The sequence below is a fragment of the Pseudacidovorax sp. DMC4 genome (genome assembly GCF_056314265.1).
This window is the reverse complement of sequence record NZ_JBQUYR010000004.1, coordinates 344,837-368,954: the sequence shown is the minus strand read 5'-3', so window position 1 is coordinate 368,954 and position 24,118 is coordinate 344,837. Positions and strand designations below refer to the sequence as shown.

The 24,118-nt window shown below is 71.6% G+C and carries 19 protein-coding genes and 1 pseudogene; 14 read left to right on the top strand and 6 right to left on the bottom strand.

From position 1 onward, the window contains the following. Positions 1–2: 2 nt before the first annotated feature. The 4 genes from ACT54X_RS10430 to ptsP form a co-directional block, all read right to left on the bottom strand. Positions 3–845 (bottom strand): shikimate 5-dehydrogenase, encoded by an 843-nt coding sequence (locus tag ACT54X_RS10430; RefSeq protein ID WP_476346393.1) that lies wholly within the window; start codon positions 843–845, stop codon positions 3–5. A 107-nt stretch (positions 846–952) separates the two neighbouring features. Next, a complete protein-coding gene (locus ACT54X_RS10425) occupies positions 953–2,722 on the bottom strand; it encodes a PTS fructose-like transporter subunit IIB (protein WP_294367533.1) in 1,770 nt (589 codons plus the stop codon). Between the two features lie 85 nt (positions 2,723–2,807). Further along, positions 2,808–3,776, bottom strand: coding sequence for a 1-phosphofructokinase family hexose kinase (locus tag ACT54X_RS10420; protein WP_476346391.1), 969 nt, complete (start codon positions 3,774–3,776; stop codon positions 2,808–2,810). Continuing rightward, positions 3,773–6,331 (bottom strand): phosphoenolpyruvate--protein phosphotransferase, encoded by a 2,559-nt coding sequence (gene ptsP, locus ACT54X_RS10415; RefSeq protein ID WP_476346389.1) that lies wholly within the window; start codon positions 6,329–6,331, stop codon positions 3,773–3,775. The genes ACT54X_RS10420 and ptsP overlap by 4 nt, the downstream gene beginning before the upstream one ends. A gap of 187 nt (positions 6,332–6,518) precedes the next feature. Here ptsP and ACT54X_RS10410 point away from each other — a divergent pair, with 187 nt between their 5' ends. After that, positions 6,519–7,586: a LacI family DNA-binding transcriptional regulator gene (locus ACT54X_RS10410; RefSeq protein ID WP_354318257.1), complete on the top strand. Its 1,068-nt coding sequence runs from the start codon at positions 6,519–6,521 to the stop codon at positions 7,584–7,586. On the opposite strand, the gene tsaD is transcribed toward ACT54X_RS10410, so the two are convergent. Next, positions 7,525–8,586 carry a tRNA (adenosine(37)-N6)-threonylcarbamoyltransferase complex transferase subunit TsaD gene (tsaD, locus tag ACT54X_RS10405; protein WP_476346387.1) on the bottom strand — a complete coding sequence of 354 codons (1,062 nt, stop codon included), beginning with the start codon at positions 8,584–8,586 and terminating at the stop codon, positions 7,525–7,527. The genes ACT54X_RS10410 and tsaD overlap by 62 nt on opposite strands. Positions 8,587–8,753: 167 nt before the next feature. Between tsaD and ACT54X_RS10400 the strand changes: the two genes are divergently transcribed. The 12 genes and pseudogenes from ACT54X_RS10400 (at position 8,754) to ACT54X_RS10345 (ending at position 22,196) form a co-directional block, all read left to right on the top strand. Next, positions 8,754–10,013, top strand: coding sequence for a nitrate- and nitrite sensing domain-containing protein (locus ACT54X_RS10400; RefSeq protein WP_354318259.1), 1,260 nt, complete (start codon positions 8,754–8,756; stop codon positions 10,011–10,013). Positions 10,014–10,432: 419 nt separating this feature from the next. Then, positions 10,433–11,680 (top strand): CmpA/NrtA family ABC transporter substrate-binding protein, encoded by a 1,248-nt coding sequence (locus ACT54X_RS10395; RefSeq protein WP_294367519.1) that lies wholly within the window; start codon positions 10,433–10,435, stop codon positions 11,678–11,680. Between the two features lie 34 nt (positions 11,681–11,714). Continuing rightward, positions 11,715–12,650, top strand: coding sequence for a nitrate ABC transporter permease (ntrB, locus tag ACT54X_RS10390; RefSeq protein ID WP_476346385.1), 936 nt, complete (start codon positions 11,715–11,717; stop codon positions 12,648–12,650). Next, a complete protein-coding gene (locus tag ACT54X_RS10385) occupies positions 12,647–13,477 on the top strand; it encodes an ABC transporter ATP-binding protein (protein ID WP_476346383.1) in 831 nt (276 codons plus the stop codon). The genes ntrB and ACT54X_RS10385 overlap by 4 nt, the downstream gene beginning before the upstream one ends. A 38-nt stretch (positions 13,478–13,515) precedes the next feature. Next, positions 13,516–14,718, top strand: a pseudogene (locus ACT54X_RS10380) (NAD(P)/FAD-dependent oxidoreductase); the annotation flags it as partial. A 7-nt stretch (positions 14,719–14,725) separates the two neighbouring features. Next, a complete protein-coding gene (locus ACT54X_RS10375) occupies positions 14,726–17,563 on the top strand; it encodes a nitrate reductase (RefSeq protein WP_476346381.1) in 2,838 nt (945 codons plus the stop codon). Positions 17,564–17,610: 47 nt separating this feature from the next. Next, a complete protein-coding gene (gene ybiB, locus ACT54X_RS10370; protein WP_354318262.1) occupies positions 17,611–18,519 on the top strand; it encodes a DNA-binding protein YbiB in 909 nt (302 codons plus the stop codon). Next, positions 18,516–19,328, top strand: coding sequence for a uroporphyrinogen-III C-methyltransferase (gene cobA, locus ACT54X_RS10365; RefSeq protein ID WP_354318263.1), 813 nt, complete (start codon positions 18,516–18,518; stop codon positions 19,326–19,328). The genes ybiB and cobA overlap by 4 nt, the downstream gene beginning before the upstream one ends. A 137-nt stretch (positions 19,329–19,465) precedes the next feature. Further along, positions 19,466–20,686 carry a BaiN/RdsA family NAD(P)/FAD-dependent oxidoreductase gene (locus ACT54X_RS10360; protein ID WP_294367507.1) on the top strand — a complete coding sequence of 407 codons (1,221 nt, stop codon included), beginning with the start codon at positions 19,466–19,468 and terminating at the stop codon, positions 20,684–20,686. A 255-nt stretch (positions 20,687–20,941) separates the two neighbouring features. Further along, positions 20,942–21,154, top strand: a complete 213-nt coding sequence (gene rpsU, locus ACT54X_RS10355) for a 30S ribosomal protein S21 (protein ID WP_007833691.1) — start codon at positions 20,942–20,944, stop codon at positions 21,152–21,154. Positions 21,155–21,283: 129 nt separating this feature from the next. Next, the gene (locus ACT54X_RS10350; RefSeq protein WP_294367504.1) at positions 21,284–21,730 is read left to right on the top strand and encodes a GatB/YqeY domain-containing protein; all 447 of its coding nucleotides are present in this window, start codon (positions 21,284–21,286) and stop codon (positions 21,728–21,730) included. Positions 21,731–21,734: 4 nt separating this feature from the next. Further along, positions 21,735–22,196 (top strand): NUDIX domain-containing protein, encoded by a 462-nt coding sequence (locus tag ACT54X_RS10345; RefSeq protein WP_294367503.1) that lies wholly within the window; start codon positions 21,735–21,737, stop codon positions 22,194–22,196. 42 nt (positions 22,197–22,238) lie between these two features. Here the strand turns inward: ACT54X_RS10345 and ACT54X_RS10340 are convergent, their stop codons facing one another. Beyond that, the gene (locus ACT54X_RS10340) at positions 22,239–22,997 is read right to left on the bottom strand and encodes a sulfite exporter TauE/SafE family protein (RefSeq protein ID WP_294367501.1); all 759 of its coding nucleotides are present in this window, start codon (positions 22,995–22,997) and stop codon (positions 22,239–22,241) included. 213 nt (positions 22,998–23,210) lie between these two features. Between ACT54X_RS10340 and ACT54X_RS10335 the strand changes: the two genes are divergently transcribed. After that, entirely contained in the window at positions 23,211–24,116 is a 906-nt protein-coding gene (locus tag ACT54X_RS10335; RefSeq protein WP_294367499.1) for a LysR substrate-binding domain-containing protein, read from the top strand. The last annotated feature ends 2 nt before the right edge of the window (positions 24,117–24,118 follow it).

Here is a 24,118-nt window from a genome sequence, read left to right as displayed (position 1 = left end):
GCTCAGCCGGCCCGCGCGAAGGCGGCGGCCTCGGCCACCCGCGCCGCATCCGGCCGCACACCCGTGTAGAGCGCAAACTGCTCCACCGCCTGCAGCACCATCACCTCCTCGCCCGTGATCACCGGCCGGCCCAGCCGGCGTGTGGCGCGCACCAGCGGTGTCTCGGAGGGCAGCGCCACCACGTCGAACACCCAGGCCGCCTCGGCGATCAGCGCATCGGGAAAGGCCTGCGTTTCGGACTCCGGCGCGCCCGCCATGCCCAGCGGCGTGACATTGACCAGCACCGCGCCCGGTGCCTCCGCCGGCAACTCGGGCTGCCACTTCAGGCCATGCAGATTGGCCACGGCCCGGCCGCTGTCGGCGTTGCGCGCCACCAGCATGCCGGGGCCCAGGCCATGGTCCACCAGGGCCGCGGCCACCGCCCGGCCCATGCCGCCGCTGCCGCGCAGCACGAAGGGCGTGCCCGGCGGCACGCCGTGCGACTTCAGCAGCGCCGCCACGGCGATGTAGTCGGTGTTGTAGGCCACCAGCCGCCCGTCCGTGTTGACGATGGTGTTGACCGACTGCAGCCGCGCGGCCGAGGGTGTCAGCTCGTCCAGCAACGGAATGCAGGCCTCCTTGAAGGGCATGGACACCGCGCAGCCCCGCACGCCCAGGGCGCGCACGCCGCCGATGGCGGCCGGCAGGTCGGTGGTGGTGAAGGCCTTGTAGACATAGTCCAGGCCCAGCGCCTGGTACAGGTGGTTGTGCAGCCGGGTGCCGAAGTTGCTCGGCCGGCCCGACAGCGACATGCACAGTCTGGTGTCGCGGCTGAGGGTCAGGCGCATGTCCTTCGCAGCACTCATGGATGGCTCTCCTTGGAAATCAGGCGGCGCAGCTTAACGCGCCAAAAAAAGGCGGCGGGCCTGCGCATGCACAGGCCCGCCGCTGGCGGAAGGCGGTGTGCGCTGAATCAGGCCGCCACCACCACCTTCTTCTTGAACGCACCCAGCGCCAGCGCCGTCACCACACTGCCGATCAGGATGGCCAGCGCATACAGGACGACATGGTTGACCGCATTGGGAATGGCCAGCACGAACACGCCACCATGCGGCGCCTGCAGGGCGATGCCCCACATCATCGACAGCGCGCCGGCGGTGGCCGAGCCCAGTACACAGGCCGGAATCACGCGCAGCGGATCGCGCGCCACATAGGGAATCGCGCCCTCGGTGATGAAGGCCAGGCCCAGCACCGCGGCGGCCTTGCTGGCCTCGCGCTCATCGGGCGTGAAGCGGCTGGCGAAGAGGCGGCAGGCCAGCGCGATGCCCAGCGGTGGCACCATGCCGGCGGCCATGGCCGCGGCCATCGGGGTGGCCACGCCCGAGGCGATCAGCGTGGTGGAGAACACATAGGCCGCCTTGTTGATCGGCCCGCCCATGTCGGCCGCCATCATGGCGCCCAGCGTGATGCCCAGCAGCACGGCGCTGCTGGTCTGCATGCCCTTGAGCCAGTCGGTCAGCGCCGCCATGATGGCCGCCACCGGCTGGCCGATGACCAGCATCATGGCCACGCCCGTGATGGCCGCACCCAGCAGTGGCAGCAGCAGCACCGGCTTGAGGCCCTCCAATCCGCGTGGCAGGCGGATCCAGCGGTTGAGCGCGTTGACCGAGTAGCCGGCGATGAAGCCCGCGGCGATGCCGCCCAGGAAGCCGGCGCCGACGGTACCCGCCAGCAGGCCGCCGATCATGCCGGGCGCGATCCCGGGCCGGTCGGCGATGGAGAAGGCGATGTAGCCGGCCAGCGCCGGCACCATCAGCGCGAAGCCGCCCTTGGCGCCGATCTGGAACAGCGTCCAGCCCAGCGTGCCCTTGTGCGCGTCGTCGTAGACATAGATGCCGCCCAGCGCGAAGGCGAGCGCGATCAGCAGGCCGCCCGCCACCACGAAGGGCAGCATGAAGGAGACGCCGGTCATCAGGTGCTTGTAGGGGCCGGTGGCCGCGACCTTGCCCGCCGGCTTGGCGCCGGCTGCGGCGGTGGATGCGGCAGCCGCGGCGCCCTCCCCGCCCCAGACGGCCGCCTCGGCCTGTGCCTTGGCGATCAGGCCCTGCGCATCGTGGATGGCGGCCTTGGTGCCCGAGGAATGCAGGCGCTTGCCGGCGAAGCGGCTGCGGTCCACCTGGGTGTCGGCGGCGATCAGCACCAGGTCGGCCTCGTCGATGGCCTGCGCGCCCAGCGTGTTCTGCGCGCCCACCGAGCCCTGCGTCTCCACCTGGATCTGGTGGCCCAGCGCGCGGGCGCCCTGCTCCAGCGCCTCGGCGGCCATGAAGGTGTGGGCCACGCCGGTGGGACAGGAGGTGATGGCGACGATCTTCAGCGGCCTGGCTGCTGCGGCTGCCACGGGCGCAGCGGAAACAGGCGCAGAAGCCGGCGCACCGGCCAGGGCCAGCGCCTGGCGGAGCACGGCGCCGGCATCGCGGAACACGGCGTCGGGCGCCACGTCCAGCACACGGCCGGCGGGCAGCGCGCTGCGGTCCACGGCGGCACCGGCGTCAGCCGCCACGATGACGGCCGAAGCCTGGGCGAGTTCCGCGGCCGAGAGCTGGCCCTGGGTGCCGAGCGAGCTCTGCACCTGCAGCTTCAGGTCGTGCCCGAGCTGGCGGGCGGCGTCGGCCAGCACCTCGCCCAGCATGAAGCTGTGCGCGGGTCCGGCCTGGCTGGCGGCAATGGCGATGAGTGAGGCCATGGTGTCTCCTGGCGGGGTCTTGGTGGGGTGAGTGACAGAAGGGATAACGGAATCTTGAATGGGGCGTCGGCGGCTTCGATGCCGGTCAGACCGGCTGCAGCGCGATGCGCGCGGCCAGGACCTCGATCTCGGCCCGCGGCGGCAGCCCGGGCGCGATGCGCTGGATGCGTGCAGCGGCGCAGGCCATGCCGAAGACCCCGGCTTCGGGGAAGTCGCGGCCTTCGACCAGCGCCGCCAGCGTGCCGGCCACCAGCGCATCGCCGGCGCCAACGGTGGTGGCCACCGGCACGCGCGGCGGCCGGGCCAGCCAGCAGCCGCCCTCGCCCGCGATGACGGCGCCGTCGCCACCCAGCGAGATGACCACCCGGCCGACACCGCGCGCGCGCAGCGCCAGTGCGGCGCGCGCCACGTCGGCCGCAGCGGGCAGCGGCTGGCCGACCAGCTCTTCCAGTTCGGCGCGGTTGGGCTTGAGGAAGTCGGGCGCGGCGGGCAGGCGGTCGAGCAGCTCGCCCAGCACCTTGCCGCCGGTGTCCACCATCAGGCGGGCGCCGCTGGCGCGCAGCGCCTCGGCCAGGCGCAGCAGGCTCTCGACGCCCACGCCGGGCGGCAGGCTGCCGGCCAGGGTGCACCAGGTGCCCTCGCCCACCAGCGGCGCCAGGCGCGCCAGCAGCGCGGCTTCGGCCTGCGCGGTAGCTTGGGCGTCGAAGGCGATGCCGGCCAGGTTGATGTCGGTGCTGTCGCCGCGCGCGGCGTCGGCCAGCTTGATGTTGGTGCGGGTGCGGCCCGGCACGCGCACCATGGCGTCGGCGATGCCGCGCTCGGCGAAGGCGTGCTCGAAGAGATGCGGGTTCTGGTCGCCCAGCCAGCCCGAGGCGGCCGTGCGCAGGCCCAGCGCTGCGGCGACGGCCGCCACGCCGATCCCCTTGCCGCCGGCCTCGAACTGCTCGGCACGGGCCCGGTGCACGGCGCCGGGCTCCAGCCGGTCGAGCGAGACGGTGTGGTCGATCGCCGGGTTGGGCGTGACCGTGATCAGCTGCATCGCGGTGGACGTCATGCCGCCACCTCGTCGCCAGCCGGCGCGGTGTCGCGCAGTTGCGCGGCCAGGGCGCGCACGGCGCCGCCGTCGTCCATGTCCAGCGCCGACTTCGCCAGCGCCTGCAGCTCGGCCAGGCTGTGGCGGCGCAGCAGCGCCTTGACTCCGGCGATGTCGCCCACGCTCATGCTCAATTCCTGCACGCCCAGGCCGGCCAGCAAGGCCGCGCCCAGCGGCTCGCCGGCCAGGCCGCCGCACACGCCCACCCAGCGGCCGTGGCGGCGGGCGCCTTCCACGGTTTGCGCAACGAGGCGCAGCACGGCCGGATGCAGGCTGTCGGCCATGGTGGCCAGTTGCGGATGCTGGCGGTCCACCGCCAGCGCGTACTGCGTCAGGTCGTTGGTGCCGATGGAGAAGAAGTCCACGTGCGCCGCCAGGCGGTCGGCCATCATGGCGGCCGAGGGCACCTCGATCATGATGCCCACCGGAATGCGCCGGCCGCCCTGCTCGGGCGCCAGGCCCAGCGACTGCTGCACCTCGGCCAGGCGCTCGCGCAGGCGGCGCACTTCGTCGAGGGTGCTGATCATGGGGAACATCAGCGACAGCGGCCCTTCCTGCGCGGCGCGCACCAGAGCGCGCAGCTGCGGCAGCATCAGGTCGTCGCGGGCCAGGCACAGGCGGGCGCCGCGCAGGCCGAGGAAGGGGTTCTCCTCCACCGGCAGGTCCAGGTGCGGCACCTGCTTGTCGCCGCCGATGTCCAGCGTACGGACGATCAGCGGACGGCCGCCCAGGGCGCGCACCATGTCGCGGTAGACCGCGTACTGCTCCTCTTCATCGGGCACATGGTCGCGCTCCAGGAAGAGGAATTCGGTGCGCATCAGGCCCACGCTCTCGGCGCCGTGGTCCAGTGCCTTGGCCACCTGCTCGGGCTTGTTGATGTTGGCGGCGATCTCCAGGCCGTGGCCGTCCAGCGTAGTCACGGGCTGCAGGCGGCTGCGGGCCTCTTCCGCCTGGCGGCGGGCCAGGCGGTCGATCATGGCCTGGGCCTGGGCCAGCGCTTCGTCGCTGGGGCCGATGTGCAGCTGGCCACGGTAGCCGTCGAGGATGGCGCGCTCGCCACTGCGGGCCGCGAGCACGCCGGGACCGGCGGCCACCACGGCCGGCAGACCCAGGGCGCGCGCCAGGATGGCGGTGTGGGCGGTCGGGCCGCCGCGGGCAGTGCAGAACCCCTTGACGCGCTGCACGTCGATCTGCGCCGTGACCGAGGGCGAGAGGTCGTCGGCCAGCAGCAGGCTGTCGGCGGGCCAGCGCGACGGGTCGTGCGCGGCGGCGCCGGCCTCGCCCACCAGGGCGCGCAGCACGCGGTCGCCAACGTCCTGCAGGTCGGCGGCGCGGGCGGCGAGCACCGGGTCGGCGACGGCGCGCTGGGCCGCCACATGGCCGGCCAACGCGTGGCGCCAGGACCAGGCGGCGCCGTGGCCCTGCACGACCAAGCGGGTGGCGTCGCGCAGCAGTTCCGGGTTGGCCAGGATCTGGCGGTGCGCCTCGAAGATGCCGGCCTGCTCGGCGGCGTTCTTGCGGCGCGCGCCTTCGGCCAGCGCAACCAGCTCGGCCTCGGCAGCGGCCAGGGCCTCGTCGAGCGCCGCGGCGGCGGCGGCCACGCCCTGGCCGGGCTGGTCGGGCACCTCCAGCGCGGGCGCGTCAGCCATCACCAGCGTGCCGATCACCAGGCCCGGGCTGGCGGCGATGCCGCCGATGTGCTGGCGTGCCTCGGGCTGCCAGCCGGCCAGTTCGCGGCCCAGGCCGTGGGCCTGCTTCTCACGGGCGGCGGCCTGCTCGGCCTGGCGTTTTTCGTCCTGCGCCAGACGGACGATCACGTCCTTGAGGGCGGCCAGCGCCTGCGCGGCGTCCGGGCCGGCGGCCGAGATGCGCAGGCGCGCGCCGCGGCCTGCGCCCAGGCCCAGCAGCGCGGGCATGCTGCGCGCGTCGGCTACGGTGTCGCCATGGCGCACGCGCAGCTCGGCCAGAAAGCGCGAGGCCACCTGCGCCCACTGCGTGGCAGGGCGGGCATGCAGGCCGTTCGGGTAGTCGAGCACCACGTCCTGCGCCATCGGCAGGTCTTCGGGCACGGCGGTGGCGACGGGGGCGGCGCCGTCGCGGGTGAGCGCGGCCACGATCTCGTCCGCATTGGCCGTGGCGGCCAGGGTTTCGAGGCGCTGGCAGTCGGCCATCAGCCGCGTCAGGCGGCGCAGCACGGCGATGTGCTGGTCGGAGGCGGCGGCCACCGCCACCACGAGCTGCACGCGGTGGTCGGGGGCGTCCCAGGCGACGCCGCCCGGAATCTGCACCACGGCCAGGCCGGTGCGGCGCACCAGGCCCTTGTCTTCCACCATGCCGTGCGGCACGGCGAGGCCGCGGCCCATGTAGGTGGTGGCGACCTGCTCGCGACGCAGCAGGCTGTCGGCATAGGCGGGGTCGCAGAAGCCGGCCTGGACCAGCAGGGCGCCGGCGGCGCGGATGGCAGCCTCACGGTCGGCGACCGTGGCGGCGAGTTGGACTTGCACGGGAAGATCCATACCGTCTCCTGAAAGTTTTGGAATCGATACCAATGATGGAATTATCGAAACGGGCGCCCGGCTGTCCACCAAAACCCGCTGATATGTCTCAAAAATCAGGGTAAACACCGAGATTCAGGCGATAGAACCTTCATCGCCTCGCCGTCCTCGGAATGCAGAATCCTGGTATCGATTTCAGCCTTCACCCATGACGCAGCCCCTGCCGCATCGCCAGAGCGCCAGCATCAAGGACGTCGCCGAACGCGCCGGCGCCTCCACCACCACCGTCTCGCGGGTGCTGAGCCACCCCGAGGCGGTGCGACCCGACCTGCGCCAGCGCGTGCAGCAGGCCATCGACGAGCTGGGCTACCGGCCCAACCTGGCCGCGCGGCGGCTGCGGCAGCAGCGGGCCTCGCTCATCGGGCTGATCGTCTCGGACATCCGCAACCCCTTCTTCACCGAGATCAGCCGGGCGGTGGAAGACATCGCCTACCGCCACGGCCTGCGCCTGATCCTGTGCAACAGCGACGAAGACCCGGCCAAGGAACAGTCCTACCTGGAGCTGATGGCAGACGAGCAGGCCAGCGGCGTGATCCTCTCGCCCACGCTGGAGCTGACGCGGCGATTCCGCGCGGGGCAGCACCCCTTTCCCGTGGTGATGGTCGACCGGGCGCCCGAAGGCAGCACGCCCAGCGACCTGGTGCTGCTGGACAACGCCCCTGCCGCCCGTCGCCTGACCGAGCACCTGATCGCGCAGGGCTGCCGCCGCATCGCGCTGCTGGCAGGCTCGCGCAGCAGCACCGGCCGCGAGCGCCAGGCCGGCTACGAGGCCGCCATGCGCGAGGCCGGCCTGCAGCCGCAGGTGGTGGCCCTGCGCCCCCTGGCGGCCGAAGGCCAGGCGGCCGCCGCCACGCTGCTGGCCCAGGCCGAGCGCCCGGACGCATTGCTGGCCACCAACGGCCTTCTTCTATTAGGGGCCTGGAAGGCGGTGCGCGAGGCCAGCCTGGCCATGCCCGAGGACGTGGCCATCGCCGGCTTCGACAACAACGACTGGACCACCCTGCCCGAGCCGGCCGTCACCGTGATGGCCCAGCCCACCGCCGACATCGGCCGGACCGCGGCCGAACTGCTGCTGCAGCGCATGGCCGAACCCGGCCGGCCGCCGCGGCGCATCGTGCTCGAAGGCGAGCTGCTGGTGCGCGGATCGAGCGTGCTCAGGCCGTCGGCGACGGTGGCGCCGCCTCGGCCAGCGCATCCAGCGGCCAGCGCGGCTTGACGTCGAAGGCGTAGCGCGCCTCCGGCTGCGACAGGCCGGACTGGATGCGCATGGCCGCGGCCAGCGCGATCATGGCGCCGTTGTCGGTGCACAGCGCCAGCTCCGGGTAGTGCACGCGCACCTTGCGCCTGGCACAGGCGGCATTCAGCTGCTCGCGCAGCAGCCGGTTGGCACCGACGCCACCGGCCACCACCAGGCGCTTGAGGCCAGTACGCTCCAGCGCCGCGAACGACTTGCGCACGAGCACCTCGACGATGGCCGCCTGGGTCGAGGCGGCCAGGTCGGCCTTGCGGGCTTCCAGTTCGGCACCCAGCTTCTTGGTCTGCGTGAGCACCGCCGTCTTGAGGCCGGCGAAGGAAAAATCCAGGTCGCCGCTGTGCAGCAGCGGCCGTGGCAGCTTGAAGGCCTGCGCATCGCCGCCCTCCGCCAGTTTCGACAGCCAGGGCCCGCCCGGATAAGGCAGGCCCATCAGCTTGGCGCTTTTGTCGAAGGCCTCGCCGGCAGCGTCGTCGATGGTTTCGCCCAGCAGCTCGTAGCGCCCGACGCCTTCCACCCGCATCAGCTGCGTGTGGCCGCCGGACACCAGCAGCGCGACGAAGGGAAACTGCGGCGGATCGACGCTGAGGAAGGGCGAGAGCAGATGCCCTTCCAGGTGATGCACGCCCAGCACCGGCCGGCCCAGCGCCGCGCCCAGCGCACAGGCCACGCCCGCGCCCACCAACAGCGCGCCGGCCAGGCCGGGGCCGCGGGTGAAGGCGACGACGTCGATGTCGGCGCGCGTCCAGCCGGCTTCGGCCAGCACGGCCTCGGTCAGGGGCAGCACGCGGCGGATGTGGTCGCGGCTGGCCAGCTCGGGCACCACGCCGCCATAGGCCTGGTGCATGGCGATCTGGCTGTGCAGGGCGTGGGCGGCCAGGCGCGGCACGCCGCCGTCGGACAGGGTCTCGACGAGGGCCACGCCCGTTTCGTCGCAGGAGGATTCGATGCCCAGGATGCGCATCGCGGCAGTGTAGGCGGCGCTCCCGCGCGGGGCCGGGCGGCAACCCCATGCCCCTGCGCCGGCCCGGCGTGCAAGGCCGGCGAGCCAGCGGGGTTGCAGGCCGAGGGGCATGGAATTTGCGGCATGCTCTCGCCCCCGCGTTTTCCTGCTTCATTGCCGCCTCACCCATGACGACCAGCCTTGGCTTCCTGATCGCCGCCCGCCGTTGCGAGATCGACGAGCTCGACCAGCTCGCCCGCACCAGCGAGCTGGTGGGCACCCTGGGCCGGCTGGTGCATGCCCTGCAGCGCGAGCGCGGCATCACCAATGTCTTCCTGGGCTCGGGCGGCCAGCGCTTCGCCGCCGAGCGGGCCGCACAGATGGCCGATTGCCGCGCGAAGGAACAGCAGGTCCGCGCCGCCCTCGATCCGCTGGTGGACGACCCGCGGCGGCTGGCGGGCGGCTCGCGCCTCTTTCCCCGGGTTGCCTATGTGCTGCAGGGGCTGGACGCCCTGCCTGCCCTGCGCGCGCGCATCGAGGCGCTGTCGATCGGGCCGGACGTCTCCACCGCCGCCTTCGTGAAGCTGATCGCCGGCCTGCTGGCGGTGGTGTTCGAGGCGGCCGATGGCGCCACCGACCCGGACATCTCTCGCTGGCTGGTCGCCATGTTCAATTTCATGCAGGGCAAGGAATTCGCCGGCCAGGAGCGCGCCTTTGGCGCCGCCGCCTTCCTGCGCGGCGGCAACGACGATGCCCAGCGCCAGCAGTGGCTGCACCTGATCGAATCGCAGGAGCGCTGCTTCGGCCTGTTCTGCGAGTTCAGCGACGAGACGCTGCGCGCCCAGTGGCAGGCCAGCCAGGCACCCACCCAGTTGGCCGAACTGGAACGCCTGCGCCGCATCGGCTGCACCTCGCCCGCCGGCACGGTGCTGGACGCCAACCTCAGCCCGCTGTGGTTCGAGGGCTGCACCCGCCGCATCGACGCCATGCAGGCCATCGAGGACGGCCTGGCGCGCGAGCTGCGCGCCCTGTGCGGCCGGAAGATCGAGCAGGCCAGCGCCGAGCTGCAACGCTACGAGGCGCTGCAGGCCAAGGCCGTGACGCCCGGCGATTTCTTCGCCGACGCCACGGCCGAGACCGCCGAAGCGCCCGCCACCGGCTACGGTCGCAACCTCGAGCGTTCGGTGCTGCAGATGGTGCAGGAGCAGTCGCGCCGCCTGCAGGCCATGAACGACGAACTGCAGACCGTGCGCGCCTCGCTCAACGAGCGCAAGGTGGTCGAGCGCGCCAAGGGCCTGCTGATGGCCCACCGCCAGCTCAGCGAGGAAGAGGCGCACAAGATGCTGCGCCAGACCGCCATGAACCAGAACCGCCGCCTGGTGGATGTGGCGGAGTCGGTGCTGGCCATGGCCGACTTCCTGCCGCTGGGCGGCAGCGCCCCGCGCTGAGCCGGGCCCCTGCGCAGCCGCGCCCCAGGTTGACACAGAACCGGCGCTGACGCCCGCACCACAGCTGCTTTTGGTGCACAGCAGCAATCCGCGGCGCACGTCCGTGGCGCATGACGGTCGCCCGGGGACGCCTGCAGCAGTGGGCTCGGCAAGCCCTGTCCGGCCCTTCTCCCTCTGACGAAGCCACCTTGGACCGCCCATCAGCCCATCCTGGCACACCGCTTGCGTAGTCCTGACCACAGACCGGAAACGGTCGTCCGGCAGGCGGCGCCCAAAGGCGGGCAAGGCAGGCCGGACACAGGACAAAGGCGTCCTCTCCCGCTGGCTCCATGGCATGCACCGCATGCGATGGAGCCGGCGCGGCGAGGACGCCTTTTTGTTTTTCCCCTTCGCCGCCCTTCTTGCCCCGGAGTCTGCCCATGACCGACGCCAACCGCCCCGCCCCGCTGAGCCGCCGCCGCGTGCTGCAGGCCGCCGCTGCCAGCGCCCTGACCATCGATCCTGCCCTGCGCGCCTGCGTCTGGGCCCAGGGCTCTGACAAACCCGAGAAGGAGGAGGTCAAGATCGGCTTCATCCCGCTGACCGATTGCGCGAGCGTCGTCATGGCCTCGGTGCTGGGCATCGACAAGAAGTACGGCGTGAAGATCGTCCCCAGCAAGGAAGCCAGTTGGGCCGGCGTGCGCGACAAGCTGGTCAATGGCGATCTGGACTTCGCCCACGTGCTCTACGGCCTGATCTACGGCGTGCACCTCGGCATCGGCGGCCCCAAGAAGGACATGGCCGTGCTCATGACCCTCAACAACAACGGCCAGGCCATCACGCTGTCGAAAAAGCTGGCCGACAAGGGCGCGGTGGACGGCGCTTCGCTCGCCAAGCTGATGGCCACCGACAAGCGCGAATACACCTTCGCCCAGACCTTCCCCACCGGCACCCATGCCATGTGGCTGTACTACTGGCTGGCGGCCAACGGCATCAACCCGATGAAGGACGCCAAGTCCATCGTGGTGCCGCCGCCGCAGATGGTGGCCAACATGCGCGTGGGCAACATGGACGGCTTCTGTGTGGGCGAGCCCTGGGGCCACCGGGCCATCATGGACGGCATCGGCATCACCGCCGTGACCACGCAGGACATCTGGAAGGACCACCCCGAGAAGGTGCTGGGCACCTCGGCCGACTTCGTCAAGAAGTACCCCAACACGGCCCGCGCCGTGACGGCCGCCATCCTGGAGGCCGGCAAGTGGATCGACGGCGGCCTCTCGAACAAGAACAAGATGGCCGAGACCATCGCCGAGAAGAGCTACGTCAACACCAGCGTGGACGCCATCAACCAGCGCATCCTGGGCCGCTACCAGAACGGCCTGGGCAAGACCTGGGACGACCCGAACTACATGAAGTTCTACAACGACGGCGCGGTGAACTTCCCATACCTGTCCGACGGCATGTGGTTCCTCACCCAGCACAAGCGCTGGGGCCTGCTCAAGGAGCATCCGGACTACCTGAAGGTGGCCACCGAGATCAACCGCATCGACATCTACAAGCAGGCCGCCGCCGCCACCAAGACGCCGGTGCCCGCCAGCCCGATGCGCAGCAGCAAGCTCATCGACGGCGTGGTGTGGGACGGCAAGGAGCCGGCCAAGTACGCCGATTCGTTCAAGGTCCGCGCCTGAGGCCGCACCCTCCATCCACCAGGAGCCCATCACCATGGTTGCCGCCGTCTTCCATCTTCCGCGCGAGGCCGACATCGCGGCCCCGTCCCCGTCCGTGCATGTGCCGGCCAAGCCGCTGACCGTGGTGTCTGCGCCCGATGTGCCGGCGGCGCCCGCCCAGCCGGCCAAGGCGGCGCGTGCCTCGCGCGACTTCAGCGGCTTGTGGCTGCGCATCGTCCCGCCGCTGCTGGGCTTTGGCCTGCTGCTGCTGGTGTGGGAGCTGGTGGCCGCGCGCAGCGGCGGCAGCTTTCCGGGCCCGGCCGAGACCTGGAAGCAGGCGGTGCAGGTCTTCGCCGCCCCCTTCTACAGCAACGGCCCCAACGACCAGGGCGTGGGCTGGAACGTGCTGGCTTCGCTGCAGCGCGTGGCGGTGGGCTTCGGCCTGGCGGCGCTGGTCGGCATTCCGGCGGGCTTCGCCGTCGGCCGCTCGGTGTTCCTGGCGCGCATGTTCAACCCGCTGATCAGCCTGCTGCGCCCGGTGTCGCCGCTGGCCTGGCTGCCCATCGGCCTGCTGGTCTTCAAGGGCGCCAACCCGGCCGCCATCTGGACCATCTTCATCTGCTCGATCTGGCCGATGGTCATCAACACCGCCGTGGGCGTGCAGCGCGTGCCGCAGGACTACATGAACGTGGCCCGCGTGCTGGACCTGTCGGAATGGAAGATCCTCACCCGCATCCTCTTCCCCGCCGTGCTGCCCTACATGCTCACCGGCGTGCGCCTGGCCGTGGGCACCGCCTGGCTGGTGATCGTGGCGGCCGAGATGCTGACCGGCGGCGTGGGCATCGGCTTCTGGGTCTGGGACGAGTGGAACAACCTCAACGTCAAGAACATCATCATCGCCATCTTCGTGATCGGCATCGTGGGCCTGCTGCTGGAGATGGCCCTGGTCAAGCTCGCCACCGCATTCACCTTCGAAGAGGTCAAGTCGTGAACACCGCCGTTTCCAACTCCGCTGCCGATGCCAGGTTCATCCAGATCCAGGGCGTCGAGCAGGCCTTCAAGACGCCCAAGGGCCGCTTCGTCGCGCTGCAGAACATCGACCTCACGGTGGCCAAGGGCGAGTTCGTGGCGCTGATCGGCCACTCCGGCTGCGGCAAGAGCACGCTGCTGAACCTCATCGCCGGCCTCACCCGGCCCACGCAGGGCGCGCTGCTGTGCGCCAACAAGGAGATCGCCGGCCCCGGCCCCGAGCGCGCGGTGGTGTTCCAGAACCATTCGCTGCTGCCCTGGCTGACCTGCTTCGAGAACATCTACCTGGGCGTGGAGCGTGTTTTCGGCGGCAGCGAGTCGAAGGCGCAGTTGCGCCAGCGCACCACCGACGCGCTGGCCCTGGTCAGCCTGGCACATGCCGCGCACAAGCGCCCCGGCGAGATCTCCGGCGGCATGAAGCAGCGCGTGGGCATCGCCCGCGCCCTGGCCATGGAGCCCAAGGTGCTGCTGATGGACGAGCCCTTCGGCGCCCTCGACGCCCTGACCCGCGCCAAGCTGCAGGACGAGCTGCTGGCCATCGTGCAGAAGACGCACAGCACCGTGGTGATGGTCACGCACGACGTGGACGAAGCCGTGCTGCTGTCCGACAAGATCGTGATGATGACCAACGGCCCTGCCGCCACCATCGGCGAAGTGCTGGCGGTGGACCTGCCCCGCCCTCGCAATCGCGTGGAACTGGCCGAGGACCGCGACTACGTGCACTACCGCAAGGCGGTGATCGACTTCCTCTACACCCGGCAAGGCCACGTGGAGAAGCAGGCCGCCTGAGGGCGGCCACGCAGGAACACGGCACGCAGGAGACAAGGATGCGGCAGAAACTGGTGGTGATCGGCAACGGCATGGCCGGCATGCGCACGGTGCAGGAGCTGCTGGCCATCGCGCCGGGGCTCTACGACATCACGGTGTTCGGTGCCGAGCCGCATCCGCACTACAACCGCATCCTGCTGTCGCCGGTGCTGGCCGGCGAGCGCAGCCTGCAGGACATCGTGCTGAACGACTGGGACTGGTACCGCGAGCAGGGCATCACCCTGCATGCGGGCCGCACCGTCACGCAGGTGGACCGCGCCCGCCGCATCGTGCGCGCCGACGACGGCACCGAGGCCGCCTACGACCGGCTGCTGCTGGCCACCGGCTCGCAGCCCGTGGTGCTGCCGGTGCCGGGCGCCGGCCTGCGCGGCGTGCTCGCCCACCGCGACATCGCCGACACCGAGGCCATGATCGAGGCCGCCCGCACGCACCGCCATGCCGTGGTGATCGGCGGCGGCGTGCTGGGACTGGAAGCCGCCAGCGGCCTGGCCCGGCGCGGCATGGCCGTGACGGTGGTGCACCGCAACGACTGGCTGATGGAGCGCCAACTCGACGCCGAGGCCGCCATGCTGCTGCGCCAGACGCTGGAAACACAACAAGGCCTGAACTTCCGCCTGGGCGCACAGACCGAGGCGCTGCTGGACGACGGCCAGGGCCGCGTGCGCGCGGTGCGCCTCACGGACGGCAGCGAGCTGCCCGCGGACCTGGTGGTGATGGCCATCGGCATCCGGCCGCACATCGCGCTGGCGCAGCAGATGCGGCTGTATTGCGAGCGCGGCATCGTGGTCAGCGACACGCTGCAGACCGTGACCGACGGCCGCATCTACGCCGTGGGCGAATGCGCCCAGCACCGCGGCGTGGCCTACGGGCTGGTTGCGCCGCTGTTCGAGCAGGGCCGCGTGGCGGCCAACCACCTCGCACAGATGGGCATCGGCCGCTACGAGGGCAGCACCGTCTCGGCCAAGCTCAAAGTGACGGGGGTGGAACTGCTGTCGGCCGGCGACTTCATGGGCGGCGAAGGCACTGAGATGCTGGTGCTGCGCGACCCCGAAGGCGGTGTCTACCGCAAGCTGGTGCTCAAGGACGAGCGGCTGGTCGGCGCCTGCCTCTACGGCGATGCCGAGGGCGGCGGCTGGTACCTGGACCTGCTGCGCGAAGGCCGCAGCGTGGCGGAGTTGCGCGAGCAGTTGATCTTCGGGGAGCCGGCGCATGGCTGAGGAAACGCGCTCCACCTGTCCGTACTGCGGCGTGGGCTGTGGTGTGCTCATCCAGACCGAAGGCGACCGCATCACCGGCGTGCGCGGCGACCCGTCCCACCCTGCCAACTTCGGCCGCCTGTGCACCAAGGGCAGCACGCTGCACCTGACGGCCTCGCCCGCCATCGCGCAGCAGACGCGGCTGCTGGCACCGGCGCTGCGACCCGCGCGCGGCAAAGCGCCCCACGCCATCGGCTGGAACGAGGCGCTGGACCTCGCCGCCGATCGCTTCGCGCGCGTGATCGCCGAGGACGGCCCGGATGCCGTCGGCTTCTACCTGTCGGGCCAGCTGCTCACCGAGGACTACTACGTCTTCAACAAGCTGGCCAAGGGCCTCATCGGCACCAACAACCTCGACACCAACTCGCGCCTGTGCATGAGCAGCGCCGTGGCCGGCTACAAGAGGACACTGGGCGCCGACGCTCCGCCTGCCTGCTACGACGACGTGAAGGACGCCGGCTGCCTGTTCATCGCCGGCAGCAACACGGCCTGGGCCCATCCCATCTTCTTCCGCCGCATCGAGGAGACCAGGCGCGCCAATCCGGCCATGAAGATCGTGGTGGTCGACCCGCGCCGCACCGACACCTGCGAGATCGCCGACCTGCACCTGGCGCTGCAACCGGGCAGCGACGTCATGCTCTTCCACGGCCTGCTGCATGTGATGCTGCGCGAAGGCTGGACCGACGCCGCCTTCATCGACGCCCACACCCATGGCTTAGAGGCGCTGCGCGCAACGGTGCAGGACTGCACCCCCGAGCGCGTGAGCGAGATCTGTGGCCTGCCCATTGCCGACATCGTGGAAGCCGCGCGCCTGTTCGCCACCGGCGGCACCGGCGATGCGGCGCGCCGTGCGCCCACGCTCAGCCTGTATTGCATGGGACTGAACCAGTCCTCGCACGGCACGGACAAGAACGCGGCGCTCATCAATCTGCACCTTGCCACGGGCCAGATCGGCCAACCGGGTGCCGGCCCCTTCTCGCTGACCGGCCAGCCCAATGCCATGGGCGGGCGCGAGGTGGGTGGTCTGTCGAACCTGCTTCCCGCTCACCGCGACATGGCCAATGCCGATCACCGGGCCGAGGTGGCTGCCTTCTGGGGCGTTCCGACCATCCCGGCCACGCCGGGCCTGAGCGCCATCGAGATGTTCCGTGCCGCCGCCGAAGGCCGGGTGCGCGCGCTGTGGATCGCCTGCACCAACCCCGCCCAGTCCATGCCCGACCAGGCGCTGGTGCGTCGGGCGCTGGAGCGCTGCGAATTCGTCGTGCTGCAGGAAGCCTTCGCCACCACCGCCACGGTTGCCTTCGCCGACCTGCTGCTGCCCGCCACCACCTGGGGCGAGAAGGACGGCACCGTCACCAACAGCGAGCGGCGCATCTCGCGCGTGCGGCCCGCCGTCGCGGCGCCCGGCGAGGCGCGCCACGACTGGGCCATCGCGGCCGACTTCGGCCGGCGGCTGCAGTCGCGGCTGGCCCTGCAGGCACTGGCACCCGCCACGCACGCCCTCACCGCCTACGACACGCCCGAGCAGGTCTGGAACGAGCACCGCGCCACCACCCGTGGCCGCGACCTGGACATCACCGGCCTTTCCTACGCCCTGCTGGACGAACTCGGCCCGCAGCAGTGGCCCATGCCGGAAGGGCAAGCGGCCGGCACGGCGCGCCTGTACCAGGACGGCGTCTTCGCCACGCCCGACGGCCGCGCCCGCTTCAGCCCCGAGCCCTGGCGCCCGCTGGCCGAGGCACGCGACGCCGACTGGCCCTATGCACTCAACACCGGCCGCCTGCGCGACCAGTGGCACGGCATGAGCCGCACCGGCACGCTCGGCCGGCTGTTCGGCCATGTGGCCGAGCCGGCGCTGCAGATGGCCCCGCAGGACATGGCCCGCGAAGGCCTGGCGGCCGGCGACCTGGTCGAGGTCAGCTCCCGCCGCGGCAGCGCGGTGCTGCCGGTGCAGCCCGATGCCACGCTGGCGCCGGCGCAGACCTTCCTCGCGATGCACTGGGGCGAGGAGTTCCTCGGCGGCCGGGACCCGCAGGGCCGGGAGATGACCGGCGTCAACGGCCTGACGACGCCCACCTTCTGCCCCACCTCCAAGCAGCCCGAACTCAAGCACGCGGCCGTGCGCATCCGCCGCCTGGCCCTGCCCTGGACGCTGCTGGGCATCGCCTGGCTGCCGGCCGACCGGGCCCTGGCCGTGCGGCAGGCGCTGCGCGAAGCGGCCCGCGACCTGCGCTTCGTCAGCTGCGTGCCCTTCGGCGACGAAGGTGCCGGTGGCGGCGAAGGCGGAGTGCTGCTGCGCGCCGCAGCCGACAGGCCACCGCCCGCCGCGCTGGTCGACCGCATCGAGGCCCTGCTCGGCCTGGGCGACGGTCAGGCCCTGCGCTACGCCGACCCGGCCCGCGGCCACCGCCGCGCCGTGCGGCTGCAGCGCGACGGTGAAATCGCCCATGTGCGCGCCGTGCTGCTGGCTGGCGACACCCGCGCCGAGGGCTGGCTCAAGACGCTGATCCAGGACCGGCTGCCGGCTCAGGCCTTCGGCCGTCGCCTGCTGTCGTACCAGGCGACGGCGCCGGTGGCGGTGGTGTCGCGCGGCAAGACCGTGTGCAACTGCTTCGGCGTGGCCGAGCAGACCATCGGCGAGCACCTGGCGGCCTGCGACGGCAGCGAGGGCGAGCGCCTGGCCAGCCTGCAACAGGCGCTGCGCTGCGGCACCCACTGCGGCTCCTGCGTGCCCGAACTGCGCCGCATGGTGCGCGAGACGCCGGTGCGCCTGCATCGCCAGGCGGCATAAGCGCCCTCGCATTCCGGCATAAGCGCTGCGGGACAATCCGGACACCCATGGGAAGCATTGCGCACTACATCAAGGACATCGGCCGCGGCGCCCGCGGTGCGAAGCCCCTCGCCCGCGAACAGGCGGCGGACCTCTTCGGCCAAGTGCTGGACGGCAGCGTCACCGACCTGGAGATCGGTGCGTTCTGCCTGGCCATGCGCGTCAAGGGCGAGACCACGCAGGAGATGGCCGGCTTTCTCGACGCCACCCATGCGCGGCTGGCCTGCCTGCAGAGCCTGGCCGGCCCGGTGGTCGTGCTACCCAGCTACAACGGCGCGCGCCGGCTGCCCGTGCTCACGCCCCTGCTGGCGCTGCTGCTGGCCCGCGAAGGCCTGCCGGTGCTGGTGCACGGCAGCCGCACCGAAAGCAGCCGGGTCACGGCCGCCGAGGTGCTGGCCGAACTGGGCCATGCCGAAGCGACGACGCTGACGCCGCTGGACACCGGCCAGATCGCCGTGGTCGACACCGGCCTGCTGCACGGCGGCCTCAAGCGCCTGCTGGAAGTGCGCCGCGTGGTCGGCCTGCGCAACGCGGGCCACAGCGTGGTCAAGCTGATGCAGCCGGTGGCCGGCCCGGCGGTGGTGGTGGGCAGCTACACCCATCCCGCCTTCGGCACGGTGATGACCGAGCTGTTCGAGTTGCTGGGCATGACAGCCATGCTCTCGCGCGGCCTCGAAGGCGAGGTGGTGGTGGATCCGCGCCGCACCCTGCACGTCGAAGGTTTCGTGCGCGGCCAGCGCCAGGCGCTGCAGACGCAGCAGCCCGGCACACTGGCCGAGATCCCCGGCCTGCCGGCCGAACTCGACGCCGTCGCCACCGCCGCCTACACCCGCCGCGTGCTGGCGGGCGAATTGCCCCTTCCCGATGCGATCGCCGCCCAGGTCGCGCACATCCGCCAGCTGGCCGCCCACGCATGAACACGCCCACGAACGCCTCCCGCCCCCTTGGCCGCTGCACCCTCGTCGGTGCTGGCCCGGGCGATCCGGAACTGCTCACCCTCAAGGCCGTGAAGGCCATCCAGGCCGCGACCGTGCTGCTGGTGGACGACCTGGTCAACGACGAGATCCTGCAGTGGGCCCGGCCCGACGCGCGCATCGTGCACGTCGGCAAGCGCGGCGGCTGCAAGAGCACGCCGCAGGCCTTCATCGAGAAGCTGATGATCACCGCCGTGCAGGAAGGCGAGACCGTGGTGCGCCTCAAGGGCGGCGATCCCTTCGTCTTCGGCCGCGGCGGGGAGGAGGTCGAGCACCTGCGCGAGGCCGGCATCGCCTGCGAGGTGGTCAACGGCATCACCGCCGGCCTGGCCGCGGTGACGGCGCTGGGCGTGCCCCTGACCCACCGCGACCATGCGGCGGGCGTGGTGTTCGTCACCGGCCATGCCAAGACCGGCGCGGTCGACGCCGCGCGCCACGACAGCACCGACTGGGCCGCCCTGGCCGCCACGGCCCGGGATGCACGCCTGACGCTGGTCATCTACATGGGCGTGGCCGGCGCGGCCCACATCCAGCAGCAGTTACTGGCCGGCGGCCTGCCGGCCGCCACGCCGGTGGCGGTGGTTCAACACGCCAGCCTGCCCCAGCAGCGTCAGATGGGCAGCACGCTGGGCACGCTGGCCGCCGACCTGGCGCACAGTGGCCTGGGCAGCCCGTCGATCATCGTGGTGGGGGATGTGCTGCGCGGCATGGTGGCGGTCGGCGACACGGCCTCGTCACGCTTCGGGACCTGAACCGAAGCGTTCCGCGCCGCTCCGGCAGAGGTCAGCCTCGGCCGGCATCGATGAGGACCTGCGCGGCCGACTTCGCGCCGGGCGACGCCGACCTCAGCAACTTGCAGCCCCGCCGGGCAACGGATACTGCGCGCCCCATGTCCTCCAACTTCGACGCCATCGTCATCGGCGCCGGTGCCGCCGGCCTCTTCTGCGCGGCGCAGGCCGGCCAGCGCGGCCTGCGCGTGCTGCTCATCGACCATGCCGAGCGCGTGGCCGAGAAGATCCGCGTCTCCGGCGGTGGCCGCTGCAACTTCACCAACCGCGAACTCGACCCGCGCGCGCCGCAGCGCCATTACCTGGGCGAGAACCCGCATTTCTGCCGCTCGGCCCTGGCCCGCTACACGCCCGCCGACTTCATCGCGCTGGTGGACCGCCACGGCATCGCCTGGCACGAGAAGCACAAGGGCCAGCTCTTCTGCGACGGGCCCTCGCAGCAGATCATCGATCTGCTGCTGGCCGAATGCGCCGACGGCCGGGTCGAACGCTGGCAGCCCTGCGCCGTGCAGTCGGTCGCCTTCGACGCCGGGGCTGGCCGCTACTGGCTGCAGACCGCACGGGGGCCGGTGGAGGCGCCACAACTGGTCATCGCCACGGGCGGCTTGGCCATCCCGCAGATCGGCGCCACCGACTTCGGCTGGCGCATCGCGGCGCAGTTCGGCCTGCGGACCATCGCCCCGCGGCCCGCGCTGGTGCCGCTGACCTTCGGCGGCCAGGCCTGGGCGCCCTATGCGCAACTCGCCGGCCTGGCGCTGCCGGTCGCCATCAGCACCGGCAGCGGCAAGGCGCGGATGCGCTTCGACGAGGACCTGCTGTTCACCCACCGCGGGCTTTCGGGGCCGGCCATCCTGCAGATCTCCAGCTACTGGCAGCCCGGCACGCCGCTGACGCTGGACTTCGCACCGGGCACCGACGTGCAGGCCCGCCTGACCGAGGCGAAGCGCGATTCGCGCAAGCGGGTGGCGAACGAACTGGCGACGCTGGTGCCCTCGCGACTGGCCGATGCCTGGACCGGCGAGGACCCGGGCCTGCAGCGGCCCATCAACGAGGCGGCCGACAAGTCACTGGCCCGCTTGGCCGAGCGCATCAGCCGCTGGTCGCTGGTGCCCGACGGCACCGAGGGCTACAAGAAGGCCGAGGTCACGGCCGGCGGCGTGGACACGCGCGAGCTGTCCTCGCAGACCCTGGAAGCCGCGCGCCAGGCCGGCCTCTTCTTCATCGGCGAGACGGTGGACGTGACCGGCTGGCTGGGCGGCTACAACTTCCAGTGGGCCTGGGCCAGCGCACACGCCTGCGCGCAGGCGCTGCAGGCCGGCTGAGCGCGCCGGGCCACCGCTGGCGCAGCACGACGACGCGGGTTGCCGGGGATACGGCGCCTCAGCCCCATCGTCTCCGGCGTCGCGCCAGGCACGCGCCGCCAAGCACCCGAGGCAGCTTGAGCGGCGCTCCTAAATCTGCTACATTAGCCGGCTAACTTTGGCCTACCCCTCAGCGGGCCGCAAATCTTTCGAGTTGAGGACCACCGGCCGGGGGCCTCGATCTTCCCTGGTCACATTCAACATCTCTTTGAATCAATGACCACCATCCGCGTTAAAGAAAACGAGCCCTTCGACGTCGCGCTGCGCCGCTTCAAGCGCACCATCGAAAAGCTCGGCCTGCTGACCGACCTGCGCGCCCGCGAGTTCTACGAAAAGCCGACCGCCGAGCGCAAGCGCAAGAAGGCCGCGGCCGTCAAGCGCCACTACAAGCGCGTGCGCAGCATGCAGCTGCCCAAGAAGCTGTACTGATCGATCTGCAGGCAACACCGGCACGTCCTCGACGCCGCCGGTCGCGCACCAAGCAAGCCGCGCCGGGGAAACCTGCCGCGGCTTTCGTCTTTTTCCCACTCCCTCTTCTTCACCCAGCAAGGACGCACCATGAGCCTCAAGGCCCGCATCACCGAAGACATGAAGACCGCCATGCGCGCCAAGGAAGCCGAGCGCCTGGGCACCATCCGCCTGCTGCTGGCCGCGATGAAGCAGAAGGAAGTGGACGAGCGCATCGAGCTGGATGACGCCGCCGTCGTGGCCGTGATCGACAAGATGATCAAGCAGCGCAAGGACTCCATCACCGCCTTCACCCAGGCCGGCCGCACCGAACTGGCCGACAAGGAAGCCGCCGAGGTCGCCGTGCTCGAGGCCTACCTGCCCCAGCGCCTGGGCGCCGACGAAATCGACGCCGAGGTCAAGGCCATCGTGGCCGAGCTGGGCGCCAGCGGGCCCGGCGACATGGGCAAGGTGATGGGCGCCGCCAAGCAGCGCCTGGCGGGCAAGGCCGAGATGGGCCAGGTCAGTGCCGCGGTCAAGGCCGCACTCGCCGGCTGATTGCATGGACACGCCGGCCGTCGCCCCCATCGGCAAGGCCTGCGCCTGCGTGGTGGACGCGCGCGGCCGGCTGCTGGTCTTCCACCATCCGGGGGACCGCGGCATGCAACTGGTCAAGGGCACCATCGAGCCCGGCGAGTCACCCGAAGAAGCAGTCCGCCGCGAACTGCTGGAGGAATCCGGCCTGCGCTTCGACGGCCCGCTCCAGCCTCTGGGCACGCTGCTGCGCCATTGCGCCGCAGGCCACGAGGGCAACGACCACACGCACGAGCAGCTGTGGCATCTGTTCCTGCTGCGCATCGACGCGCCGCTGCCCGAGCGCTTCGAACACACCGCCCACGGAAGCCCGGAAGAGGACGGTCTGGTGTTCGACTTCCGCTGGCTCACGCCGCAGGAGCCGCTGGACGGCTTTACCCTGCCCTACCGGCAGGCCATCGAGCGGGTCTGGCAGGCGCTGCGGGCCTGAACGCGCGCCGCCGTTCGGGGCCTGCGCCCAGTCCGCATCCGCTCAGACTGCCCCGCGCAGCACCATCCATCCGCCCAGCAGCGCGAGCCCGGCGAAGAAGCAGCGCCGGAACACCGGCAACGGCAGGCGCGCCTGCAGACGCCGCCCCAGCGCCATGCCGAGCCAGGCCGGCACCAGCAAGGCCAGCGAAGGCCACCACGACGCGGCCGGCACGCCGTCCGAATTGCCCGCCAGCCCGATGCCCAGCGCCAGTGTGCAGGTGCTGAAAGACAGGCCCATCGCCCGCATCAACGCGGCCCGCGGCAGCCCCAGGCCCTGCAGATAGGGCACCACGGGCAACACGAACACGCCGGTGAGCGCTGTCAGAACGCCGGTGAACAAGCCGGCCGCCGGCCCCATCCAGCGCGCCTGCGCAGGCGTCAAGCTCGCCGCACGGCCGGCGAGGCCCCAGGCGGCATAGGCCATCAGCGCCAGCCCCAGCAGCAGCACGCCGCTGCGACCCGAAGGCGGGCCCCAAACCGCCAGTCCGCCCAGCGTGCCTGCAGCCATGCCGACCTGCAGACCCATCGTGCAGCGCAGCAGCGCCAAGGCCTCGCGCCAGGGTCCGGCCTGCCAGAGATTGGTCACCAGCGACGGCAGCACCAGCAGCGCCGCCGCCTGGGCCGGCGGCATCCAGAGCGCGAGCAGGGCCATCGACAGCGTGGGCAGGCCCAGGCCGAGCAGCCCCTTCACGGCCCCGGCGAGCACGAAGACGCCGGCGGTCAGCGCCCAGAATGGGCCCGAGGACAGCTCAGCCGACATGGCGCACGTGGCCGGTCGATGCAGCAGTCGGCGGGTGGCAAGGACGGGCCATGGCGTGAGGGTCGGCAAGGGCGACGCAGTGGGTGAAGGCCCGAAGTCTGGCCGCCCCGGCCGCTCCCCGCCAATGCGGAAGAAACGCAGCCCCCTATGGCCATGCCTGAGGGCGGCCGCCGGCCACCCCCGCGGCCGCCCTCGCGTGCTAACTTGTGCCCCATGCGATTCGACCTGACCGACCTGCGCCTCTTCGTCCACGTGGTCGAGGCCGGCAGCCTCACCCGCGGCGCCGACCGAGCCCCCATGACGCTGGCCTCCGCCAGCCAGCGGGTGCGCGGCATGGAGCAGGCGCTGGGCGGCCCGCTGCTGCATCGCCATGCGGCGGGCGTGACACCCACCGAGGCGGGCCGCACGTTGCTGCACCATGCCCGCACAGTGCTGGCGCAGATGCAGTGCCTGTATGGCGAGATGGCCGAGCACGGCCAGGGCCTGCGCAGCCGCGTGCGCCTGCTGGCCAACACCGCCGCGCTGATGGAGCACCTGCCGGGTCCCCTGGCCGACTTCCTGGCGGCGCATCCGCAGGTCTCGGTGGACCTGGACGAACGCGCCAGCGCCGATGTAGCGGATGCGGTGCGCGCCGGCCTGGCGGACATCGGCATTGCCTCGCAGCTCGCCGACTTCGGCGGCCTGGAAGACCACGCCTTCCGCCGCGACGACCTGGTGCTGGTGCTGCCGCGCGGCCATGCGCTGGCCCGTCGGCGCCGCGCAGCGCTCTCCGAGCTGGGCGATGCGGAATGGGTGGGATTGGCCGCCGGCAATCCGCTGCAGGAACACATCAGCCGCCAGATCCGTGCAGCCGGGCTGCCGTCGCGCTACCGGGCGCGGGTGCGCAGTTTCGACGCGGTGTGCCGCATGGCCGCGCAGGGCATCGGCGCCGGGGTGGTGCCGCACACGGCGGCAGCGCGGTGCGCGCGCACCATGGCACTGGCGCGGGTGCCCTTGGCAGATGAATGGGCAGGCCGCCAACTGCGGGCCTGCGTGCGCGACGAGGCGACGCTGTCGCCTCAGGCGCGCACGCTGCTCGCGCACCTCACGGCCCTGCCGGAGGCGGCGCGCAGCGCCTGAAC

Coding starts and splice junctions, on each gene's coding strand:
- ybiB (WP_354318262.1), top strand. CDS start 17,611: ATGGGAAGCATTGCGCACTACATCAAGGACATCGGCCGCGGCGCCCGC.
- ACT54X_RS10410 (WP_354318257.1), top strand. CDS start 6,519: ATGACGCAGCCCCTGCCGCATCGCCAGAGCGCCAGCATCAAGGACGTC.
- ACT54X_RS10400 (WP_354318259.1), top strand. CDS start 8,754: ATGACGACCAGCCTTGGCTTCCTGATCGCCGCCCGCCGTTGCGAGATC.
- tsaD (WP_476346387.1), bottom strand. CDS start 8,586: ATGCGCATCCTGGGCATCGAATCCTCCTGCGACGAAACGGGCGTGGCC.
- ACT54X_RS10430 (WP_476346393.1), bottom strand. CDS start 845: ATGAGTGCTGCGAAGGACATGCGCCTGACCCTCAGCCGCGACACCAGA.
- ACT54X_RS10425 (WP_294367533.1), bottom strand. CDS start 2,722: ATGGCCTCACTCATCGCCATTGCCGCCAGCCAGGCCGGACCCGCGCAC.
- ACT54X_RS10360 (WP_294367507.1), top strand. CDS start 19,466: ATGTCCTCCAACTTCGACGCCATCGTCATCGGCGCCGGTGCCGCCGGC.
- ACT54X_RS10345 (WP_294367503.1), top strand. CDS start 21,735: ATGGACACGCCGGCCGTCGCCCCCATCGGCAAGGCCTGCGCCTGCGTG.
- ntrB (WP_476346385.1), top strand. CDS start 11,715: ATGGTTGCCGCCGTCTTCCATCTTCCGCGCGAGGCCGACATCGCGGCC.
- rpsU (WP_007833691.1), top strand. CDS start 20,942: ATGACCACCATCCGCGTTAAAGAAAACGAGCCCTTCGACGTCGCGCTG.
- ptsP (WP_476346389.1), bottom strand. CDS start 6,331: ATGGATCTTCCCGTGCAAGTCCAACTCGCCGCCACGGTCGCCGACCGT.
- ACT54X_RS10350 (WP_294367504.1), top strand. CDS start 21,284: ATGAGCCTCAAGGCCCGCATCACCGAAGACATGAAGACCGCCATGCGC.
- ACT54X_RS10335 (WP_294367499.1), top strand. CDS start 23,211: ATGCGATTCGACCTGACCGACCTGCGCCTCTTCGTCCACGTGGTCGAG.
- ACT54X_RS10420 (WP_476346391.1), bottom strand. CDS start 3,776: ATGACGTCCACCGCGATGCAGCTGATCACGGTCACGCCCAACCCGGCG.
- ACT54X_RS10395 (WP_294367519.1), top strand. CDS start 10,433: ATGACCGACGCCAACCGCCCCGCCCCGCTGAGCCGCCGCCGCGTGCTG.
- ACT54X_RS10340 (WP_294367501.1), bottom strand. CDS start 22,997: ATGTCGGCTGAGCTGTCCTCGGGCCCATTCTGGGCGCTGACCGCCGGC.
- ACT54X_RS10375 (WP_476346381.1), top strand. CDS start 14,726: ATGGCTGAGGAAACGCGCTCCACCTGTCCGTACTGCGGCGTGGGCTGT.
- cobA (WP_354318263.1), top strand. CDS start 18,516: ATGAACACGCCCACGAACGCCTCCCGCCCCCTTGGCCGCTGCACCCTC.